Annotated in this window: 13 protein-coding genes; 12 read left to right on the forward strand and 1 reads right to left on the reverse strand. The window is 25.1% G+C overall.

The genetic code is table 4. From position 1 onward, the window contains the following. Positions 1–87 precede the first annotated feature (87 nt). The 12 genes from ACLFO7_RS01390 (at position 88) to ACLFO7_RS01445 (ending at position 24,544) form a co-directional block, all read left to right on the forward strand. Positions 88–1,329, forward strand: a complete 1,242-nt coding sequence (locus tag ACLFO7_RS01390) for an MnuA family membrane nuclease (protein ID WP_412032564.1) — start codon at positions 88–90, stop codon at positions 1,327–1,329. Between the two features lie 100 nt (positions 1,330–1,429). Beyond that, positions 1,430–2,680, forward strand: a complete 1,251-nt coding sequence (locus tag ACLFO7_RS01395; RefSeq protein ID WP_412032565.1) for a hypothetical protein — start codon at positions 1,430–1,432, stop codon at positions 2,678–2,680. Between the two features lie 121 nt (positions 2,681–2,801). Then, positions 2,802–4,928 (forward strand): ATP-dependent Clp protease ATP-binding subunit, encoded by a 2,127-nt coding sequence (locus tag ACLFO7_RS01400; protein WP_412032566.1) that lies wholly within the window; start codon positions 2,802–2,804, stop codon positions 4,926–4,928. Positions 4,929–5,082: 154 nt separating this feature from the next. Next, positions 5,083–6,057, forward strand: a complete 975-nt coding sequence (locus ACLFO7_RS01405) for an IS30 family transposase (RefSeq protein ID WP_412032567.1) — start codon at positions 5,083–5,085, stop codon at positions 6,055–6,057. Between the two features lie 202 nt (positions 6,058–6,259). Next, on the forward strand, positions 6,260–7,771 hold the full coding sequence (locus tag ACLFO7_RS01410) for an aldehyde dehydrogenase family protein (protein ID WP_412032568.1): 1,512 nt from the start codon (positions 6,260–6,262) through the stop codon (positions 7,769–7,771). Between the two features lie 187 nt (positions 7,772–7,958). Continuing rightward, complete coding sequence (locus ACLFO7_RS01415) at positions 7,959–11,573, forward strand: lipoprotein 17-related variable surface protein (protein WP_412032569.1); 3,615 nt, start codon at positions 7,959–7,961, stop codon at positions 11,571–11,573. A 28-nt stretch (positions 11,574–11,601) separates the two neighbouring features. After that, a complete protein-coding gene (locus tag ACLFO7_RS01420) occupies positions 11,602–14,931 on the forward strand; it encodes a hypothetical protein (protein WP_412032570.1) in 3,330 nt (1,109 codons plus the stop codon). A 12-nt stretch (positions 14,932–14,943) separates the two neighbouring features. After that, positions 14,944–18,339, forward strand: a complete 3,396-nt coding sequence (locus ACLFO7_RS01425; RefSeq protein WP_412032571.1) for a hypothetical protein — start codon at positions 14,944–14,946, stop codon at positions 18,337–18,339. A 157-nt stretch (positions 18,340–18,496) separates the two neighbouring features. After that, positions 18,497–19,471: an IS30 family transposase gene (locus tag ACLFO7_RS01430; protein WP_412032572.1), complete on the forward strand. Its 975-nt coding sequence runs from the start codon at positions 18,497–18,499 to the stop codon at positions 19,469–19,471. A 232-nt stretch (positions 19,472–19,703) separates the two neighbouring features. Next, entirely contained in the window at positions 19,704–21,164 is a 1,461-nt protein-coding gene (locus ACLFO7_RS01435) for a P35 family lipoprotein (RefSeq protein WP_412032573.1), read from the forward strand. 214 nt (positions 21,165–21,378) lie between these two features. After that, the gene (locus ACLFO7_RS01440) at positions 21,379–23,487 is read left to right on the forward strand and encodes a heavy metal translocating P-type ATPase (RefSeq protein ID WP_412032574.1); all 2,109 of its coding nucleotides are present in this window, start codon (positions 21,379–21,381) and stop codon (positions 23,485–23,487) included. A gap of 97 nt (positions 23,488–23,584) precedes the next feature. After that, positions 23,585–24,544: a hypothetical protein gene (locus tag ACLFO7_RS01445; protein WP_412032575.1), complete on the forward strand. Its 960-nt coding sequence runs from the start codon at positions 23,585–23,587 to the stop codon at positions 24,542–24,544. Between the two features lie 13 nt (positions 24,545–24,557). On the opposite strand, the gene ACLFO7_RS01450 is transcribed toward ACLFO7_RS01445, so the two are convergent. Beyond that, positions 24,558–25,082: an NUDIX domain-containing protein gene (locus ACLFO7_RS01450; protein ID WP_412032576.1), complete on the reverse strand. Its 525-nt coding sequence runs from the start codon at positions 25,080–25,082 to the stop codon at positions 24,558–24,560. Positions 25,083–25,224: the final 142 nt, after the last annotated feature.

A 25,224-nucleotide genomic window follows, 5' to 3' on the forward strand; every position in this document is an offset into this window, starting at 1 on the left:
ATAAGAATTTAATATGTTATGATTAATATTATTGTTCTATAAACCATTTTAAAATCCTTGAAAAGGATTTTTTTATTTAGGAGTTTTATGGGTAAAAAAAGGATAAGAAAACAAAATAAAATTTTATATATAATTTTAATTTTTATTTTATTATGTTTGATAGGTGGAGTAATATATTATTTTATTTTTTATAAAGAAAATGTTAAATCTGAAAATAATAATAAACCATTGATTGATAAACCAATAGGAGATAATTTATATAGTGTTAATCAAGAAAATGGATTTATTATAAAAAATTATTCTTTAGTTGAACATAACATTTTAGAAAATCCTGCAATAGATTTGTATGATAATGATGTTTATAAATATATTAGATATTCAGTTAGTGATCATAATCCTATCGGATTTAATTTAACTATTGATCAAAATGAGTTTTATAAAATTGGTCATTGAAATACACTTAATTTTAATTTATTAAAAAATAATCCTAGTGCAAAAGAAAAAGAACATGCTATGAATATAGCTAAAATAGTGAATTATTTTAAATTTGATTTAATAGGAATGACAGAAATTAATAAAAATGTTATTACTGAAGCCAATGCTATTGAGGCAAATAACCCAGCAAGTAATTTTGTTAATTTAATAAACGATTTAGTACCAGAATCTAGAAAAAATCAGTATCACTATAATATTATTGTTTCAAAGAATACAAATTCTTTATATGCTAAAAGTGGTCAATCAAAACAAGTAGCTATTTTGTATAATACAAAAAAATTTAAACTGAGTGAAGCAAATAATACAAATGATGCATTAATTGGTAGTGGAACTTTTTATTCAAATGCATCTGTTAATGACAATGGCATTGATAGAGATTATGTTAGAGCGCCTTTTGGAAGTAAATTTCAAACGATTAATAATGTCAATAATAAAGAGTTTGTTGTGAGTTTTAGTCATTTTGATAGTCCTGGAAGTAGTCAGGATTCAGTAGATTATGGCCTAATAGATGGTATTGGGAAGCAAGAATATTTTGAGGCACAACAAATAGATAAAGTTATTGAAGAGTTTAGAACATTATATAATACCAATAATGTTATTTTTATGGGTGACACTAATATAAAAACAGGTAAACAAAATTTGGCTTTTAATATTCAAAAATTATCTAGTTTAAATTATAAATTTGCATTTGATGATAATGATTATTACAATACTTCATTAGCTACAGTAGCAACTGTTAATAAGTATCCAAATGATCAGTTAAAATGATATTCTAATGCTTATGATAAAATAATTTATCGATTAGATGAGTTTCAAACAACTATTGGGAAATAGTTAGTATTGAAAATACAATTAAGTTATTAATTTTATATAAAAATGTAAGTAAAATAATAATAAAATTAAATATGTTATTATATTGGAAGAGTAACTTGCTATGAATAAATTTAATTATAATAAAACTTTAACTTTTTATGGTTATAGTAATGTTAAAGTTGTAAAACTATTAGGTTCATTTTATTTTTGTAATAAATTATTTTTATTGTTTTTAGAAGAAAAAGATAATTTACTATTTAATTCTTTATTTGTAATAAAAGATGGGAAAATTATTGATTATATTTGTAATTTTATAGATCAACAATTTAATTTTGAATCATCATCAATTATGGATGGTAGTTTTTTTAGCAAAAACTTAAAACCATATTTATTTTATACTGGATCTATTATGGATGAAAATGGTAATTTTAAATCAGTAATTGTAAGATCAGATTTTAGTCCAATTAATAATTTAATTAGTCATAAGACTGAATTGAGAGTGGATTTTAATAATGTTAAAAAATATAATCGAAATATTTCAAACCCTTTTGTATTTTCTTACAATAATAGATATTATTTATTAGTTGTATCTAATAATTTAGAAACTAATAATGCAACATTATTATTGTTTAGTTTAAGCGATTTTTTGAATAATCCAAGATTTATAAAAGAGATTAATATTAAAGATATATATGAAACAATTGATAGTATACATTTAAAAGTGATGGGTGATAGTATATTATTATTTATTACTTCAACTTTTAAAAATAAATCTACTAAAGATCCTTTGAATGGTCAAATATCTTTTTATTCAATAATAGAGGATTTACATAATTTTTTTAATGATAAAGATGAAATTTATTTTATAACAAATTTTAATAAAGTTGATGTTTCAGATAATTTTATTTATCCTTTGATTTATTCAATTAATAATGTAAATTATTTATTGGGTGTTGTATCAGATAGTGTTAATAATAATTTGATTACAAGCCCTAAAGTCTTTTCTTTTGATGGAAATAAAATAAAATTAACTCTTAATGAAGTTAGTAAGAAATTAATCTCTAAAATATTTGATAATAGAGTTTTATTCCGTGAATTATATTTAGAGGATGATCATAAAATTGAATTGTTAGATGATCAAAAATTATTGTTTACTATAAGTTATGATGGTTTTGATCTAAAAATAGAAAATCATACAACATTGAAAATAGATGAATCATACATTTTAGTAAATAAAGATAAATGTAATGTTAAGGTGCTAGTTGATACAAATGTTTTAGAAATATATATTGATAATTTTTGTGTTTATACAGCAATTATACATATAGAGAAAAAGATTTTAATGCATAAAAACTTTATAGTTAAAATTTAAAAGATAGTTTTGAACTATCTTTTTTATTTACAAAAAATATTTAAAAATTAGCACTCAAATATGCAAAGTGCTAAATATGGTGTATAATCTATTAAACTAGCAAATAATGGAGGTATATCATATGGAATTTAATTTTGAACCTAGTGATAATAGAAGTGCATTAGAAAAATACACACGTAATTTGAACCAAGATGTTGAAAACAATAAGTTAAATAATGTTATTGGTCGTGAAGAAGAAATAAGAAGAATTATTGAAATATTATCTAGACGTGAAAAAAATAATCCTATTCTGATTGGAGAACCAGGTGTTGGTAAAACAGCAATTGTAGAAGGTTTTGTAAGAAGAATTATTTCAAAGGATGTTCCAGGTAATTTAAAAAATTGTGTTGTATATGAAGTGAATTTATCATCAATTATAGCTGGTGCATCGTTTCAAGGCGAATTTGAAAAAAGAATAAATAATTTAATTAATGAAGCTAGAAAAAAAGATGCAAATATTATTTTGTTTATTGATGAAATTCATCAGTTAATGGGTATGGGTAAAACAGGTCCCAATTCTGGGATGGATGCAGCAAACATTATTAAACCCTTGATGGCTCGTGGTGAAATTAAAATTATTGGTGCAACTACTTTACAAGAATATAAGCAGTATATTGAAAAAGATGGAGCTCTTGAGAGAAGATTTCAAAAAATATTAGTAGATGAACCAACTCCTAATGAAGCATTAGCTATTATGAGAGGTTTAAAAGAAAAATGAGAAATTTTTCATAATGTAAGAATTACAGATAATGCATTAATAGCTGCTGTTAAATTGTCTGAACGTTATATATCTGATAAATATTTACCAGATAAAGCAATTGATTTAATAGATGAAGCTGCTGCAAAAATTAAAACACAAGCTCATAGTGCTCCTGTAGAACTTGATACAATAAATCGTGAAGTGTTTTTATTAGAAGCTGAAAAAATAGCCTTGAATAAAGAAAAGCATGATTCATCAATTAATAGAATAAATGAAATTGATAAAAGACTACAACAATTAAGGTTATCTCAAGATAAATTAACTAAAGAATGAGAATTACAAAAAGAACAACAAGCAAAACTTGCAAAGGTTAAAAATGATATTGAGCAAAACACTCATTCAGTTGAAATGTATCAAAACCAAGGAGACTATGTTCAAGCTTCAAAAATAATGTATCAAGATTTGCCTAAATTAAAAAAGCAACTAGAAGATATTGAAAAAGAAATTTCTTTAAATAAAAATCTATTGATAAAAGATTATGTTGATGAAACAGATGTTGCAAGTGTTATTAGTAGAATGACTAAAATACCTTTAGAAAAAATATCTGAATCTGAAAATGAAAAACTATTAAAACTAAAAGATAATTTAAAACTTAGAGTTAAAGGACAAGATAATGCAATAAATTTAGTTGTTGATACAGTTTTAAAAAATCGTGTTGGTATTAATAACCCAAATAGACCAATAGGTAGTTTTATGTTTGTTGGTCCAACAGGTGTTGGTAAAACAGAACTTGCAAAATCCTTAGCATACAATTTATTTAATAGTGAAAAAGCTATGGTAAGAATTAATATGAGTGAGTATATGGAAAAACACTCTGTTAGTAGATTAATTGGTGCTCCTCCAGGATATATAGGATATGAACAATCTGGTGAATTGAGTGAAGCTGTTAGAAGAAAACCATATTCGATTGTTTTATTAGATGAAATAGAAAAAGCTCATCCCGATATTTTAAATTTATTGTTGCAAATATTAGATGATGGTCAATTAAAAGATGCACAAGGTAGATTTATTAATTTTAAAAATACAATAATTATTATGACATCAAATGTGGGATCTACATTTGTAATTGATAATAAAATGGATGAATTTAATAAAATATTAAAAGCAACATTTAAACCTGAATTTTTAAATAGAATAGATGAAATTGTTGATTTTAATCCAATATCTATTGAAATTGCCAATGATATATCTGTTAAATTGTTAAAAGAATTATCAAATCGTTTGAAGGAAAATAATTATAATATACATTTTTCAGACAATATTGTAGGTTATATTACAGAAAATGGATATGATAAAGAATATGGTGCAAGACCACTAAACAGATTTATTCAAAAAAATCTTGAAACTTACATAACAAATCAAATAATTAAAAAAATAATAGTTCCAAATCAATCTATTTTAATAGATTATGATAAAAAACTTGGATTACAAGTTAAAAAACAATCTTAATAAAAAAACCTCAAATTGAGGTTTTTTTAGCTCGATTGAAATATGAAGTGCAACACATATTGTAAAATATATGTGCACTTCATTTTTTTTGTTTACAAAAATAGGACAAAAGAAAAAGGTGCCCTTAGTTTTCCACAACAGCGAGACACCCACTATGTTATACAACCATTTATCAGAAAAAGAAAGAGCATTAATTGAATTTATGTTCTACCAAGAAGAAGATCTTTTAAATTCAATTGCAAAAGAATTGAATAGACACAGATCTACAATATCAAGAGAATTAAAAAGAAATGAAACTTGTGGAATATATAATTCTAATAATGCTCACAAAAAATACTTAAATAGAAAATGAAATTCTCATGCTTTTTATCTTGATAGATACAAAAGCTTTACAGATCTATTTTTAGAAAAATTTAGAGAAATAGATTATGGAGTTGAAGCAACTTGTCATTATATTAAAAAAAATTATCCTTGTGTCAAAACACCAAGTTCTAGACAAGTTTTTAATTGAATAAAATCCAATAGATGAAAATTAAAAAGATCAGATAGGCTTAGAAAAGGATATGTAAAAGGAAGAAAAAGACATAAGGGTATGTTTTCTAAATTTGATGAAAAATATGTATTTCCTTTTTGAGCTAGACCTTCCAAAATAGAAAAAAGAGAAGAATATGGACATTTTGAAGCAGATTTAATTATTGGAAAAAGAAAAGCTGGATATAGTAATTTGCTAACTCTAGTAGAAAGAGTTACAAGAATGACATATATTATTAAAGTCAAAAATAAAAATTCTTTTACAATAAATTCAACAATTAAAAAATTGGTTGAAGAAAATAATTTAGAAGTAAAAACAATCACAATAGATAATGGAATTGAATTTAATAAAATAGGAATTCTTGCCTATTGATTAAATTGCAAAATTTATTATTGTGAACCATATGCTTCATTTCAAAGAGGAAGCAATGAAAATGCAAATGGTCTTATTAGAAGAATATATAAAAAAGGAACAGACTTTGATTTATTAACAGATGATGATGTAGTTAGACTACAAAATAGAATAAACTTCATGCCAAGAAAAATGTTTGGTTTTAAATCAAGTTATGAAATAAATAAACATTATATAGAAAGGTAATAAAAACTCATAACCATTTTATTGGCTATGAGTTATAAGTTGTGCTATTATGATGTTGCACTTCATATTTCATTTAGGGTAAAAAAACCTCAAATTGAGGTTTTTTTATTTATCTTTCTGTTATATTTTTTTATTTTTTATCTAAATCAAAATAAAGCTTTAAAATTAAAGTATTTAATAAATATATTAAAATGAGGAATCTATGACAAATAAGTATACAGTAATTTCAAATGTTTTTAAAAACAAATATGAAAATTATATTGGAGGGCATTGAGTTGCTCCAATTGAAGGAAAATACATTGATAATACTTCACCCATTAATGGTAAAGTTTTATGTAAAGTTCCATATTCTACAGATGCAGATATTGAAAAAGCTTTAGATGCAGCACATGCTGCAAAAGAAAAATGAGCTAATACAAGTCCTGCTGAAAGATCTAGAATTTTATTAAGAATTGCAGATAAAATTGAAGCAAATTTAGAACTAATAGCATATGCTGAAACATGAGATAATGGTAAACCTATTAGAGAAACATTAAATGCTGATATTCCATTAGCAATTGATCATTTTAGATATTTTGCAGGATGTATTAGAGCACAAGAAGGTACAGTTGCTGAAATTGATAAAGATACAGTAGCTTATCACTTTCATGAACCTTTAGGAGTGGTTGCACAAATTATTCCTTGAAACTTTCCAATTTTAATGGCAGCTTGAAAAATCGCTCCTGCATTAGCTGCTGGTAATTGTATAGTTTTAAAACCTGCAAGTGCAACACCTGCAAGTATTTTGGTATTGTTAGAAATCATTGGAGATTTGTTACCTCCAGGTGTTTTAAATGTTATTAATGGTAGTGGTGCAAAAATTGGTAAAACTTTAGCTACTAGTCCAAGAATTGCAAAAGTTGCTTTTACAGGAAGTACTGAAGTTGGAAGACAAATTATGCAATATGCAACTGAAAATATTATTCCATCTACTTTAGAACTTGGTGGAAAGTCTCCAAACATTTTCTTTGAAGATGTTATGGATAAAGATGATGACTATTTAGATAAAGCAATTGAAGGCTTGGTATTATTTGCATTTAACCAAGGTGAAGTTTGTACATGTCCAAGTAGGGCTTTAATTCATGAAAAAATATATGACAAATTTATGGAGAGAGTTTTAAAAAGAGTTGCTGCAATAAAAGTTGGAAATCCATTGGAAATGGATACAATGATGGGTGCACAAGTTGATAATAAACAAGTTGAAACAATATTAAATTACATTAATATTGGAAAAGAAGAAGGCGCAACTTGTTTAATTGGTGGAGAAAAAAACAATCTGCCCGGAGAACTTGCAAATGGATGTTATATAAAACCAACTATTTTTAAAGGTAATAACAAAATGAGAATTTTTCAAGAAGAAATTTTTGGTCCAGTGCTTGCTGTAACTACTTTTAAAGATGACAAAGAAGCTTTAGAAATAGCAAATGATACAGTTTATGGTTTAGGTAGTGGTGTTTGAACTAGAGATATAAATAGAGCTTATAGATTTGGAAGAGGAATTAAAGCTGGTAGAGTTTGAACAAATTGTTATCATCAATATCCAGCACATGCTGCTTTTGGTGGATATAAACTTTCAGGTATAGGACGTGAAACTCATAAAATGATTCTTGATCATTACCAACAAACTAAAAATATCTTAGTAAGTTATTCAACAAAGAAATTAGGATTTTTTTAATACAATTTCTTGATTGTATTAATAATGTAAATCTATAACTTTTAGTAGTTATAGATTTTTTATTTTGTTACTATTGCATTAATCATAATAAATATATAAAATTCATATTCTACTTGCACTATTGAATTAGTAATTTTAGAATAATATAATTTTAATAGTATTATTGACTTATTTTTAGGAGTAATTTATGGCTAAAAGGTCTTTAAATATTTTATGCTCTTGTATAACTAGTTTCTTAGTATCAGCACTAACTATAACACCTACAATATACTTTAATCAAACAAGTTTACAATCATCTAATAATATTGATAATAGCATTAATTCATTAACTTCTACATCTGCAACTACTAATAAATCATCACTATTTGTTAGTAATAGGAATAGTGATTATGAAAGTCCAAATGGAATAGTGCAACTAAAAAAGGATGCAAATAATCAAACTGCTCTTGAATTTGTTTCATACTTTAATAGTGTTTATTGAACATACAATATGGTTTCAGCAACAACAGAAACAAATAAATCAATTTTAAGTTTACAGCCTGATTTTAAAAGCTTATATAGTACTAGTGTTAAGTATAATCCTTACTCTAACACATTTTTTGTCTATGGTACATATATAACAACTAACAATGATAATAAGGCTGCATATTTATTTCAATTAGATGCTAATACAGGTAGAGAGATAATTATTAATAATTCTCCTTCTACTTCTCTTTGAGTTGAAAAACAATATATAAAAGAAATTGAAGGCATAGTGATGTATGGGGCAACTAATAGTGTTTTAGTAATACCAAAATATGAGTATTGAGCATCACCTATTACTAATACTGTACTTTATAGAGTTAATTTTAGTGCATACACTTCTGTTTGGCTTAAATTTAAAACATGAGATATTTATCCTGCTGTCTTTGATAATAATCTTAATAAAAATAATAATTTTAAAATAGGTTCAATATTTGAATTGGGAGACAATCTAGGTAGATGAGGTATGACAATATTAGATACTACAGATCCTGACACTTTAAAATATAAATATGCTTTTTTTGATGATCAAATATATTTCTATGGATTTTCAACTAATTGAGAGACAATATCAACTAAAAATCCTAGTAATGCAGCACAAATATGAAGTAAAAACTATGGTGAGATATCAGTAGCAGATCCTGTTTTTTATAGAAATGATGCAACTGATACTTATACAATGATTGATATGAATGTTAACCCTGTAACTGATTCATCTTTTATTAGTGGTGGTAACATCAACGCAACAGGAAGTAGTGAAGTTCGTATATCAACATTTACTTGAACTAAAGGTTTTAACCCCACAAATACTGTTACTAAAACTCAATTAACTAATAATAGCAAGGTTAATTATGTATATCAATTCAAAAAAGATGCAAAACATAATCTTTTATATATGAGTTGTTATCCTTACAATGCAGAAACTACTACAGGAAGATCAATTAATACTTCTTCTACAAATTTGTTTTGTTTTTCTATTACTCCTGGGCAGACAACCCTTACTTCTTTAGGATCAGTTTCCACTTCATACTCATTTACTGGTAAAAGAGCAATTTTAAATTTTTCAGTAATAAATGATTATCATATTGATGGATTAAATCCTGAGAATGCTAGTGAAAAAAGTTCTTTGGTAAAAGAAGTATTAGCATATTCAACAAGCCATACAAGCATTACTATAGATACACCAATTGAAAATATTCATCAAAAAAGAGTAACTAATGCAAAAAATGCTAGTAATACTTGAACAAAGGGCAATGACATAGATTGAGGCCCTTTTGCAAAAGGTGATTATTTAACTACAGCAACTGCAAGTGGTCAAATTAATAAATTGCCAGGTGATGTTGATGAAACAGTAATTCCTAATTGAATAACATATACTAATGGTACTACAGCTGTAGATTATTTAACTAATTCTTTAGAAAATGTGACAGCTCCTAGTGGATATAGTTTATCAGCAAGTGGTAAAATAGCATACAATAATGAAACTGGTGCTTTAAAAGCAAGAGTAAAAAGTGAATTGGCAAAATGATGGTATGAAAAACCAACAACTGGAGCTCTTGAAGGATATGATAAAGTTGTAAACTATACAGATATGGAAATTACTGGATTTGCTACTATAAGTTCATTAATGTTTAAATTAGTAACAAGTTCTGAAGTAGATGCTACTAAATGAGACAAAATTAATGGAGAATATCTTGGAAAAAAATTGCCTAGTCAATTAACTGCACAACAATTTTTGGATGATTTTATTATTCAAGGAAATAAATTAAATGTAACTGTTAGTGATATTTTTCTTAGAACTGCAGATCAAGCAAAAGACAGTTCAAAAGCAATTGATATTGTTTATAATGATGTTAATGGAACATTAACTGTTGAATGAAACATGACAGATAAAAGCTCTCCAGGAATTACTCCAAGTTATTTAGCTGGAACTTATACATATACAGGTTTTTTAAGAACATCAAGTTATGCAGCAATAACTTTAGATAATACAGCTTTTACTGCACTTAAAGCAAGAAAATTAGCTTATGAATTCACTATTGAAGATATGTTAAAAGTTGTTACTTTGTCAGATGGTTATAATACTGATATAGCCAATTGAGAATTGCAATATACAGAAAATCCAGGTACTGAAAATTACAATAATAATTTAATTAGTGGTACAACAGGTTTTACATTCTCTTATAAAAGAACAAATGATATTCCTTCATCAATAGATGATACAATGTTAAAAGTTACAATTGATTCAACAAATGGAACAGGTTGTAAAAAACTTGAAGATTACATAGGTGGAGCAACTGTTTCATCAACATCTAACCCTGACCCAAAATTATCAGGAATTTATTTTGATGAAAAATATGCTAATTCTTTAACTGGTACAGAAACTGCAGAAAATGTTGATTCTAAAATAAATAATTTAATTTCTCAAACAATTAGTGTTGATTTAGATTGATTTAGTGTAAATCAATTTATACCTGTTAAAAACTCAGCTTTATCAGTTGATAATAAAGCTGTATATGATTTAACTTTAAAAGATGATATTACTAGTAATATTCAAATAACAAAAGATGGTATCACTAAACAAAGTTTAGTGATATCAAAATCATTGCAAGAAAAACTAAAACTAACACGTCCTAATATGTTGAAAATTAACTTTCAAGATGATTTAAGAGTTACCTTTAATTATCAGAGTGTTAATTATAATTGAAATTATGATATTGCTCCATCTGAAGGAACAAATTCAACAACTGTGGATTTTCAATCACTAGTAGAAAAAGTCAATCTTGATAGAGAAACAAATAAAATGGAATTACTTCCAACTGATTATCCGTCAGCATCAGCTTTTGTAGACAAATATATTAATAATATTGACTTATTCAAAAAAGACTTTAATCTTATATCAAATGCAGGAGTGAAATTAACGTCTACAGGTACACCAACAGATCCAAGTTATTTTGAAATTACAGAAGTTGATATGATTGCAAATGATCAAAATGGAACAGTTTTAGTTAGATATAAATTGTATTATCCAAATTTAACAAGTTCTATAGAAGTAACTACATCACCTGAAATAACAATTACAGGTTTCCCATCTTCTAGTATTACTATAACAATTTTAATTGTTGTAGTATCATCATTATTAATTTTATTAACTGCATTAGTTATTTGATGAATGTTTTACATAAATGTAAAAAGAAATAAAAAATTATATCAATATAGAGACAAATATAACAAAAAAACATTTGCAAAAATTTATAAAGATAAAGTTGTAAAAAATTAATTAATACAAATATTTAAAAAGGAAAAATATGACTAGATTTAAAGCAAAAAAAATATTTTATTCAATATTTGCTTTACCAATTATTTCATTAATTGGTATTTTTCCTTTTGTACCATTGAATAGTATTAATGATATTAATTTACAAACAATTCAAACTAATCATTTAAGCAGCAATGCTGCAACTTCAATTAATTCTATTAATAACTTTACAGATTATGATTCAATTGTTAATACAACTACTTTTCAATCTATTTCTACTAAAATAGGTTTTTTAGGAAAAACAAAAGATAGTAAAACAGCAATTTTAACAAGTTATAGTGGAGTGATTGTTTGATCAAGTACAATATCACAAATACAATTAGTTAAAGATTTTTATGCAAATAAAGGCATCAATGATATATCAACATATACTATCAATGGTTGAGTTAATGTTACATTAGGTAGCCAAGAATATATTTCAATTTTATTTGGAACACCAACAAATGAAAATCAAATAGTGCTATTTTTAGATGCTGCAACTGGTATTGTTTTTACTCCATATTCAATAGCTAATCCTAATTCTTCAAATACATATGTGGGGAATATGGCATATGTTGGAAATGGGCAAACTACACTTTATAAAACAAGTAGGTCAAAAATCTTAGCAATTGGTGGAACAACTTCAAGTGATATTTCATCTAAAGCACAAATTGTTACATTAACAAATACAAATATTAGTTCTATGCAACCTAATATTTCTTCAATTGGTTTGAACGAAACTGATTCTTTTGTAGGATTTACACCAGGCTTTCTTTCAACATCTTCTACAGTTGATTTTTTTCAATTTAAAAAATCAGATGGAACTATTTATACTGTTGCTGTAGATCAAAATTTAAATAATATTTTAAATTCTAGTAGTCAAAAAGTTAGTCAAGATTTAAGTGTATTTACAGCAACTTCATCTTTTACTGAAAACCAAATAATAAAATATGGTTTTTCTTGTACTACAAATAGTGCTGGTGTTAATACTCCAAAATTTGTTTACTTAGTTCCAGGTAGTTCAACAAAATTACATTTAGTAACTTATAATGTATCGTCTAAATCATTTTCAAAAACTGAATTTGATATTTCAACATCTAAACCAAATGATGTTATATCAAATGCAATTTTTGACTATACAAATAATAAAATATATTTTTCATTATCAGCATCAGATGATTCAATAATTAGTTATATTGATGTATCAGCATCTACAATGACTTATCAAACTTTGAAAGCTAAAGGAAGTATAACTATTAATAAGCCATGATTAATGTCTCCTGTTATTAATAGTGGTACAAGTTCTGCTTTTGTTGCTATTAACAATGAAAATAAAGTGGTTAAAAATTATATAAAAACAGACAACACAACAGCACCAGAAACTGAGCTTGCATTTGCTAAATATCAAGATCCTGTAGCAAATATTAAAGCTGATACAAATATCATGAAGGGAACAATGGCTTCAAGTGTTACTACATCTTCATTAAAAAACCATTTAGTATTTGTGGGTAATTCTTCAGGTTATACAGTTGAAGTATTATCAATGAATTCTGATAATAATAAAGGTACATTGTCATTTAAGTATGTTGTTAAGTATAAAGCTTGATGAAGTGATTCTGTTACCCAATCATTTGATATTCCTATTTTTATCGATGGCATGTATACACTTTCAAATGTTAATGTAGCTTTTGTTGTAAGTGAAAATATAGATCCTACAAAATATGCAGAGATTGAAAAATTAAAAGAGAAAAAATCAGCTAATATAATCACAAAAAGAGAAGTTTTAGATAATTTCATTGTTGCAAATATTACAGATAAAAATGGCAATAAATTACAACTGCAAGAATCTTATATCACATTAGAATCATTAGAAAATGATTATACTTTAAAAGTTACTCTTAAATTACCAGCTGGAAGTTTTCCAACAGGATTCACTAATTTAACTTATACAGCTTCTTTTAAAGGGTTTAGTAAATTAGAAGGATATGATGCAAGAATTTTAAATGACAATGATGCTTCTGTTACATTGCTTAAGTCAAAATTTCCTTCTGAAATTACTTTTGAAAATGTGATGTCAAGTTTTATAGATTTTAAATCATCTGGTTATTCATATTATACATCTAGGGAAAATTGAGATTATGAATATACTTATGATGATTATTTAGGAACATTTAAAATAACTAAATTGTATTACAAAAGAACAGAAGGTGTGCCAACTTCTTTATCTAGTTCAAAAAGAGAAATAATAGGTTTGAATAATCAAAAAACATATAATAATTTTAAAAAAATACTATCAAGTTTTAATGTATCTCCTGTTTTAAAAAATGTTCCAACAAGTGTTGCTGGAACAATGACACCAGTTGATGCTTGAAATGAATGAAATGAAGCCATTACTTCAGGAAATAATAATGAAATTATTAGTACACTTTTATACAATAATGTAGATTTTAGTTTGGTAAAATCTCCAAGTGATTTAGTGTTTACACCTTTAAATTTAAATACAGCTAATCAAGAGAAAAAATTAATTTTTAATATAAGAATTAAAGAAGGTGCAACATTAAATATAAAATATAAAGGTAATGATTTAGTTTTTAGCAAAGATGTTGAAAATAATTTAATAAATAAAAATCCAAATAAAAATTATTATCCTTTTAGAGCAGAATGACAAGTTGATTCTTTAAATGAATATTTTGAATGAAATATTCCAGAAGGTTCTGGATTTAGACATGATATTGAAAATGGAGTTGAAAGATTAACTATAAATTTAGATGAGCAAAATTGACAATTAATTAATAGAACAATGACTGTTGATGAATTCTTGTTAAATCCTGTTCAATATAAAACAGCAATTGTTCAATTGTTTAATTATTCTGATAATTATGAAATACAGTTTTCAGATCCTATTTCAAATTATGAACAGGGGATTGTAACTATAAGAATAGATTTTATAAATAAAACTACAAATCAAGCAAGTGAAATAAATCTTAATAATAGCACAACAAGAAATGTCAGTTCTACTAAAGAAATAATTATTGTAGGTTTTAAATTGCCAACTTCAAAATTTGCAATTATAATTCCTATTCTACTATCATTAATTATTGCATTGGCATTAATTATTAGTATTACATATATTTTTTTAAGAACTAAAAAAATACAAAAAAATAAAAAGAAAAATTTTCAATCACAAAAATTACTTGAACAGAGAAAAGAAAAATATGTAGTGGTTGAATCAGTTGTTAAAGACAACAATAAGGACTCACTTAATAATTTAAATAACAAGAATAGTAATCTTGTTGTTAATAGATTTCAAGGAACAAATAGCAAATATAAGAAAAGGTAAGAGTAATTTATTATGATGAGAAGAAAAATTAGTAGGTTTAAAAGAATATTATCTATAGGATGTCTTACACTTATTCCTATATCTTTGGGATATACATCAGCATTTGCATTAGTTAAGCAAAACAATAGTTTACTTGCTGTTGATAGTGTAAAAAATAATAAATTAAATGATTCAACTGCTACAAATAATGCAAGTAATAACTCAAGGATAATAAGTGGTCTTGATGCTATAAATAGTTATTCAGATTATGATCCAATGTTTTCAAGTCCAATGCATCAAGTAGTAAGTAATTCAGTAGGATTTCTAGGATTATCAAAGGATAAAAAAACAATTATTTTAACAAGTTATAATGGGTTGATTGCTTGATCAAATAAAGTTACAGAAATTGAATTAGTTAAAAGTTTTCTTCAAACAAATCAAGTTACTGATACATCTAACTATACAGTAGAAAGTTGATCAAAAATTGATAATGACTATTTGGCTGTATTATTGCGATCAACAGATACTAATCAACCAGCAATAACATTTGCATTAAATATGAGCAATGGTGAAATATATTGTCCAAGAGTTGATAGTTTTGGTAATCCTATCCCAGCTAGAAATATTATAAAACTTCCTAATGAGGTAAATGCTATAGCTCCAGCTTCTGAGCAAGGAACATATTTTGCTCTTCCTATGGGAGGAGAATCAAGAGATACTTTGAGAAAAGTGACATTAGTTTCAATCAATGCACAAGGAATTAGCGGTTTAGATTTACAAAACACTCAAGCTACAACAAATTTGGATGAAAAAATATTAAGTATTACTCCTGGTGCAAAAGGGACAAATAAAAACTTTTTATTTACATTTATTCCTACTAGTCAAAGATTTGCAATTTATGTCATAAATAATCAATTTAAAAATTGATATGTTGGTCAAGCTATAGCAAAATTTACTATTAACCAAGATCAATTTTATCTAAATGGATGAACTGACCAACAAAAAAATGAGTTATTTAATGCTACATATAAACAAGGATTTTATTTAGGGGATAGAAATACATTGTCTAACAATGCAATGAATATATTGATACCTATGCATGGACATACTCGAGAAACTTCAGGTTTTATTTATGTTGCATATAATAATTCTACAGGAAGATTAACTACAACAAAATTAAATAATTCTTCATCAACTGGAGTAGAACAACCAGCAGTTGTTACAGTAGAAGGAACAAAGGTGTTTTACTCATCTAAACAAACATCTTTAAACACTATTTTTGGTCAAATAGATTTATCTAATTCTGCATCACCAGTATTCACAACTATTAAATCATCAACAACTGAAGCTCAAAAGGCTAAACCTTGATTGTTTGCACCAGTTAGTGGAACAAATGGTGCTGCATATGTTTACATTGATACAACTAGTACTGGTGGGGCTATTAAAAGAGAACACTTAACAGGAACTACATGATCTAATCCTATTGATTTATCATTTAACAAATATACAGACCCTGTTAATGCTATTAAAAGCAATGGAATTTATACATCAAAAATTGTTAATAGTGTAACTGATGCTGAATTAGTTAGTTTACTTGGTTTTAGTAATAGTACTTTAAAGTCAACATATACAATTTCAATAGCAAATAGAACTAATAATCCAGATAACGGTATTTTAGAATTTGATTATAAAGTAGAAACTGTTTCATGATGAAATTCTGCTTCTAGAACAACTTTTTATATACATGTAAAAGTTGAAGGTTTTTATGCACTTAGTAATATTAATTTAGCTTTTGTTAATTCACCATCTGTTGATAATACAAAGTATCAAGCAATTAATCAATTGAAAACTACTAAATATGCAGATCAAGTAACAAAAGCAGAAATATTACAAAATTTTATTAAATATGACATAACAACTAAGAATAATACAAAATTAACATTAACTGACACTCATATAACAACTTCTGTATCAACAGATAAAGATGCATTGACAGTAACTGTTAGATTACCAGCAGATCAATTTCCAACAGGAATTACTTCTTTCTCATCAATAATAACAAGAACATATACATTTACTGGGTTCTTATCTTTATCAGGTTATAATTTTACAGTTAATTCTGCAGCTACTGATAGTTTAAAAACAAAATATCCATCACAAATAACATTTGATGACATTATTAATCAAGTTGTTAATTTAGGTGCAGCATATTCTAAAGCATCAACTGATTGAACTTGTAATTATACTTCAGATGATTTGAATGGAACATTAACTATTAGTGAATTAAAATATACAAAACAATTACATCAACCAGTTCCTGAAGACAAAAAAAATATTATATCAAGTCCTCTTGTAATTTCTGGATTAAAAAATACTGCAAGTTTATTTACTAAAAGACCAACAATTGCAAATATACCAAAATCAAGCAGTGTTGGTAAAACACCATCAGGTATATGAAATGAGTATAAAACAGCAGTTGATAATAATGATGCATTAACACTTTCAAGAAATTTAATTTATAAATCATTATCAAACCCTGTAACTCTTAATAAAGATGATTTGATTTTGAATATAACAAATCTTGCTACAGCAGATACTGATGGAGAGCTACGTTTTGATGTAACAATTAAACAAGGTTCTAAATTAGTAGATAAAGTTGGCAATCAAAATGTTGTTTTTGATGCAACATATGAAAATAAAATAAAACAACTTTATCCTACTGTTTATCCTTTTAAATTAATTCAAAAAGTTGAAATGGAAAAATATGATGTAAATTGAAATTCTTCAACAATAGAAAAATTAGATAATGCAACAATGGACAGCGATAATAACATTGTTATTAATTTGGATGTTAATCAATGAAATGGTGTTACAAATTCAATGACAGCTAATGAATTTACAGACAATTATGAAAATTATAAGGATAATATTTTAGGATTATTTTCATATACTGATAGCTATATACCAAATATTTCAAAACCACTTAGCAATTTAACTGAGGGGACAGTTGTTGTTCAAGTAGAGTTTACTCCAGGAATATCAGTTGATAAAAATAATAAAAATAGTTTGATAAATTTAAAATCAAACGAAGCCCAAAATACTGCTGTAGGTTCTATTCATAAACAAGTAACTATTCAAGGTTTTAAAATTCCTTCATCTCCTATGTTAGAATTTTTACCATTTATAATTATTACTGTTTTAGGTTTATCATTATTAATTTTATTTATTTTTATAGTTATAAGAACAAAGAATGCAAAGAAACTAAATGATAAAAAATTTATAAGACCAATTGTTAATAAGTCAAAAAAATATTTAGGATCTAAAGAAATTGTTGTTGAATCTTCTTCAATTCTAGGATTAGGATCAAAAGAAGTTGTTAAAGAAGAATTAATTAACAACACTAAAAAAGAACCTAAAAAATGAATTTAAATTAAATAAATCTATAACTTAATGTTATAGATGCTCGATTGAAATATGAAGTGCAACACATATTGTAAAATATATGTGCACTTCATTTTTTTGTTTACATAAAATAGGACAAAAGAAAAAGGTGCCCTTATTTTTTCACAACAACGAGACACCCACTATGTTATACAACCATTTATCAGAAAAAGAAAGAGCATTAATTGAATTTATGTTCTACCAAGAAGAAGATCTTTTAAATTCAATTGCAAAAGAATTGAATAGACATAGATCTACAATATCAAGAGAATTAAAAAGAAATGAATCTTGTGGAATATATAATTCTAATAATGCTCATAAAAAATATTTAAATAGAAAATGAAATTCTCATGCTTTTTATCTTGATAGATACAAAAGCTTTACAGATCTATTTTTAGATAAATTTAGAAAAATAGATCATGGAGTTGAAGCAACTTGTCATTATATTAAAAAAAATTATCCTTGTGTCAAAACACCAAGTTCTAGACAGGTTTTTAATTGAATAAAATCCAGTAGATGAAAATTAAAAAGATCAGATAGACTCAGAAAAGGATATGTAAAAGGAAGAAAAAGACATAAAGGTATGTTTTCTAAATTTGATGAAAAATATGTATTTCCTTTTTGAGCTAGACCTTCTAAAATAGAAAAAAGAGAAGAGTATGGACATTTTGAAGCAGATTTAATTATTGGAAAAAGAAAAGCTGGATATAGTAATTTGCTAACTCTAGTAGAAAGAGTTACAAGAATGACATATATTATTAAAGTCAAAAATAAAAATTCTTTTACAATAAATTCAACAATTAAAAAATTGGTTGAAGAAAATAATTTAGAAGTAAAAACAATCACAATAGATAATGGAATTGAGTTTAATAAAATAGGAATCCTTGCCTATTGATTAAATTGCAAAATTTATTATTGTGAACCATATGCTTCATTTCAAAGAGGAAGCAATGAAAATGCTAATGGTATTATTAGAAGATTTTATAAAAAAGGAACAAACTTTGATTTATTAACAGATGATGATGTAGTTAGACTACAAAATAGGATAAACTTCATGCCAAGAAAAATGTTTGGTTTTAAATCAAGTCATGAAATAAATAAACATTATATAGAAAGGTAATAAAAACTCATAACCATTTTATTGGCTATGAGTTATAAGTTGTGCTATTATGATGTTGCACTTCATATTTCATTCAGGGATCTATAACTTAATGTTATAGATTTTTTATTATTTCATTTAATAAAATTGTTAATTATTTTTAAAAATAATTCTGTAGGACTTGACTTTTTTTTTTTTTGATAAGGTGATAGTGTGTTGAAGAAAATTAAATAAGAAACGAGATAATGTATATATGAAAAAAATTAGTAAGAAAATCTTGCTTGCCACTTTGGGTATAGCAGGATTTGCAATTATTACTCCTGTTATCTTAACTAGTTGTTCGACTAGCACTAATTCACCTACTAACCCAGACAATCCTAATAATCCTGAAAACCCTAGTACAACAAAAGTTGTACCAGAAGTTGCTAATAATTTTGAAACAGTTGGATCTGTTGCAGATTTATTTGATAATCAAGGACAATTAGTTAATGTTGGAGAATTATTCAACAACAAGGTTAACAGTAGTGATGAATTGAAAAAACAATTAATTACAAATTATGATAAATTTACTCAAGAACAAAAAGATAACACAGAAATTCAAATTTCAACAGAAACACCATCTGGTGATTTAACATGAGGTGGAACAACTCCAGTTGATACATGAAATACTGCTCAAACTGAAGTTGTTTACTATGACATTAATTCTCCTGAGATTAATGTTTCAAGTGCAAAAGATTTAAAAACAAAATTGGATGCAAATAAATTAAAAGAAATAATGAGTCAAGCTAATAGAACTGATGCTCAAAATATGACATATTCTTTAGTAGAAGCAAGTCAAATAGGACTTGATGCTAATAAAGATTATGTAAATATAAATGTTAGTGAAACACCAGCATCTGGAACTGCTAAGAATCTTAATCTAAAACTTCCAGTTTCTGATCTAAACTTAGTTGTAGATTCATCAAAAGTTAGCATTGTAAGTAAAAACCCACAAATAGTAGAATCAAAAGAAGCTACAATAACTTTAGATTACAATATTGGTATTGATAGCACAGTAGTTTTACCTACAACATTTACTAAAGAAATCACTTTAGATTCTCCTGATATTACTCCTGAAAATGTTGTTGCAAAACTTGGTTTTGTTGAAACTACTGTAACTACAACTTCATCAACAAGTGCAATAAATTTAAATAGTGATTTAATTGGACAAACAACACAAATATTCAACACAATGTTTGCAAATCCTACTTTAAATGAAAATAATACAGCACTTTACTTTGATGCAACTCCAACAACTGGACACTACTGAATTGATGGTACAAACACAACTAAGAAAATTGCTATTGAAGGATTAACTATAACTCCTGGTCAACCTTTACCAAAAGATGCTAAGTTTATTAGTAATACTACTAATACTGGTAGATATACTACTAAACTTCAAGGAAGTTTAGAAAATTTTAAGGCATGATTAAATACCAATGGTAAAGTAGCTATTCAAAATGCTATTAATGACATGAAAAGTGATACAGCTAATTTTGCAAATGTAGATTTCATTTTTAAGGGTATTGAAACAGGTGGAATATCTTGAAATCAAGATATTAAAAGAGGTTCATTGATTTATACAGTAACACCTATGGATCAACATGCTTTTGAAGATGGTGTTCCTGATGTTCATGAAGTTACTGTGCTTTTATCTAATGCAATATTTAACTAATGTGTTAATTAAATTAAATTGAGTTAAAAAATCTATAGTATTTATTTACTATAGATTTTTTTCTATTTTTATAAAAATTATATTAATTTATTTTATTTCTTTTGATTTTAATAGTCTATAATTTATTTACATGTTGTGATAATAAAATTTATATTAATCATAACTTTCATAATATAACTTATTTTTTTAATTTTTTTATAATTTTAGGAGTAATATGAATGATAAAAATAAAATAAATATTTTAAAAAAATATTCTGAATTCATAAATATGATTATCCCATTATTATTATCAGTGCCTTTAATGGTGATTGAAATGGTTACAATGATTAGTGGAATACACCTACCACTTTATTATGATTGATTAGCTTTTGCAATAGCAACAATTGTTATTTTTTACTTTGGTAAAGAATACTATAAATGGTGCATAATTGAAATTTTTAAATATAAGTCTATTGGAATGTCAACATTAATTACATTAAGTACTTCTGTCTCATATGTATATAGTACCTACTTATTAATTTATAAAACAGTAATATTTGCAAGAACAGGAAATTTACCTCATATAATGTCTTTTTATGAGGTTGGTGCAACTATAATTGCTATTGTTAATGCAGGTGAATATATTGCTAAAAAAATTAGAGATAAATCTAATCAAGATATTAATAATTTATCTTTGTTGTTAGTTCCTAAAGCAATTTTATTTAATGAAAGTAAAAATACATATGAAGAAGTAGATTCTTCAGCACTAAAAATAAATGATTTAGTTTATGTAAAAAAGGGAACAAAAATTCCGATTGATGGAATTATTTATGATAAACCAACAGATGTTGATGAAGCATTATTAACAGGTGAAACAAAAAGTGTTTATAAAAATGTAGGTGATAGAGTAATTGGGGGAACAATTAACTTATCAACTGATATTATTATTATAGTAAAATCACTTCAAACAAATTCAATTTTAAGTTCAATAATAAATAATGTTAAAAAAATTGAGAATTCAAAAAACAAAACACAAAGAATGATTGATATTGTAGCAAAATTTTTTACACCAGTAATAATATTGTCAGCAATTCTTGCATTTTTATTACAGATGTTTGTGCCTAATATTTTAGACATTTCAAATAATTCAGGATTATTTGGGAATGTTAATTTAGATTGAATAAATGGAAATACTTGAGAGATTAGAGCTCAAAAAGGACTATATTTTTTTATTGCAACTTTAACTATAAGTTGTCCATGTGCATTAGGAATAGCATCTCCACTTGCAAGTTTAATTGGAATAAGTAAAGGTGCAAAAAATGGAATTATTTTTAATAATTCAGAAGTTTTTGAAAAAATTAAAAGAATTAATAAGGTTGTTTTTGACAAAACAGGAACTTTAACAACTGGAAATCTTAAAGTAAGTAAAATAATTGGTTCTACAAATAATTTAAATAAAATATACGAAATGGAAAAAATATCCTTTCATCCTCTTGCTAAAGCAATAGTTAATTATTGTATAAATAATAATTATGTAAAAAAATCAAATAAAGAATTGAGTTATAACTTTGAAGAAATAGCTGGTGTTGGTGTTTATGACAAAAAAAATAATGAGTATATTTGTTCTTTAAAATATGCTTTTGAAAAGAATTTTAAATTTGAAAATAACATGGAGAAAGATTATAAAAAATATATAGATTCTTTTAGTAATACTCAATTATTACAAGTGATTGTAGTATATGTCAAAAATAAGATGATTAAAAATATTATTTTTCTTGAAGATGAAGTAAGAGAAGATGCTATTTTTGTTATTGAAAAATTTAGAAAAATGAAAATTGATATTGCTATGATTACAGGAGATAGTAAAGAAAATGCTTATAATATTGGTAATAAATTAAATATTAATGAAATTTATTATGAAATATCTCCAAATAAAAAAGCAAATATAATTAAAGAGATGCAAAAAGACAATAAACAAATTGTTTATGTTGGAGATGGAATAAATGATCTTGAAGCCTTAAAGCAATCGGATTTATCTTTTTCTATAACACAAGATAATGAATCAGCAAAATCAGTTGCTGATGTTAATTTAGTTTATTTAAATATCAATAGTATTTATAAAGCTATTGTTATTGCAAAGCAAACAAGAATTGCGATTATTACAAATTTAATTTGAGCATTTGGATATAATTTAATTACAGTTCCTTTAGCTATTTTAGGGTTTATTCCAGCAATTGTTGGTGTGTACATTATGATGTTGAGTGATATAACAGTGAATATCAATTCATTAATTTTTAAGTTTATAAAAGTTCCTGATGCACATCATAATAATAAAAAACATTAATATCTTGCAATAATATGTAAAAAACTGTTTATAACTACTAAAATTTGTTTTTAAAATATTATATAATTTATATGATTGAAGGAATTTGAGGTTTAAAATGAACAACATTATTGCAAACAATTTAAAAAATGGTGGTATCAACATTTTTGAACAATGAAAAAGACTTCATATTAAGTTATTAGAAATTAAAAATGCTAAGTTAGATGAAAAAAAAGAATTAATTCCAGCATTAGAAAAACAATACAATGAAATTATTTCTAATGCCATTAAAGTTAATGGTGGTTCATATGAATTTAATTTATCAAATTTGGTAAAAATTGTTAAGTATTTAAACAATTCAAATGACTTTTTTAATAATCGTGTAAGTTTTGAAATGATGGATGAAATTCTATTATTAGTTTATTTATATGAATGATTATGTTTGGGCAAAGAGAAAAATATTTCTATTTTAGGAAATAAGGAAGAAGTTATTCATAAATTTAAAATTCTAACTTTTAAGACAAATAGTGAATATCGTTTAATATTTGAAGGTATTGATTTAAATAATAAAGATGATTACAACACTTTTACATCTAGAATAAGAAATGCAACATTTAGAGCATATAATTCTTTATTAAACATAATTTCAATTGATAATGAATATTTTGAAAAAGTAAGATGTCAAGAATATGTAAATATAAAATTACTAAATGAAGACTATTTTTTAAAACTATGAAAAGATACATTTTCAATTGAAGATGAAAGAGTTACTTATTCTTATAGTGCAATTAATAGTGATGATGTTTTTATATTTATTAATGTGGAAACAAAAACAGAACAAGTTGCTTTTGTTAAATTTAGAATGTTTGAAACATTTGTTTCTAAAAATGGTAAAGTTGTTTCTAATGGAATATCAAAAGAAATTTTAAGAATAGAATTTTTAAATCCTAAATATGAAAATTTAGGGTCAAGTATATTGGCTAATGTCTTAAAACTTGCTAATAGAGTTGTAAAATACATTTTTTTACCAGATTTAAGATTTAGAAATGAACAATGAGAACTTGAAAATAGAAATTAAATAATTATTTTTGTTATTTTAAATATGTTTTAAAAAAAGGTTTAAGTTTCTTAAATCTTTTTTTTATGTCATATGTAAATAAATTTGATTTTAGCATTTCTTTAAATTTTCTAAAATCAACAAGTTTTATTTCATCAATTTCATTATTATTAAAATTAATTTTAGACAAATCTAATTGATCTAATTTAACAAAATATGTTGTCATAAAATAACAAATTTTATTATCAACATTGAATAATATTTTATTCAATTGATGTGGTTGCAAATCTATGTCTAATTCTTCTTTTACTTCTCTAATTGCAGCCTGTAAAATAGTTTCATCAAGAGTTACAGCACCTGCAACACATTCATATAAATTTGGGAAAAGTGATTTATTTTTACTTCTTTTTTGAATTAAAATTTTTTTCTGTTTTTCTATAATAATTCAGATATTTACAAGATGGAAATAAAAACCTTTTATTGGTAAAAGTCTTCTATCAATATATTCAGAAAACATATTTTGTTCTTTGTCATAAACTCTAACTAATTCTTTTTTCATAATATGTAATTGTAATTCAAATTAATATATATTAGTTAATTGTTAATTTATGAATCATAAAATTTATTAAGATAAGTGTTTATTATTTGTGTTTGATTTTCCTTTTTTGTTTTTTGTATCTCAATTAGTGTAAAATTAATAA

Origin of the sequence: Malacoplasma muris, from assembly GCF_046774425.1 — a bacterium.
Taxonomy (GTDB): domain Bacteria; phylum Bacillota_I; class Bacilli_A; order Mycoplasmatales; family Mycoplasmoidaceae; genus Malacoplasma; species Malacoplasma muris.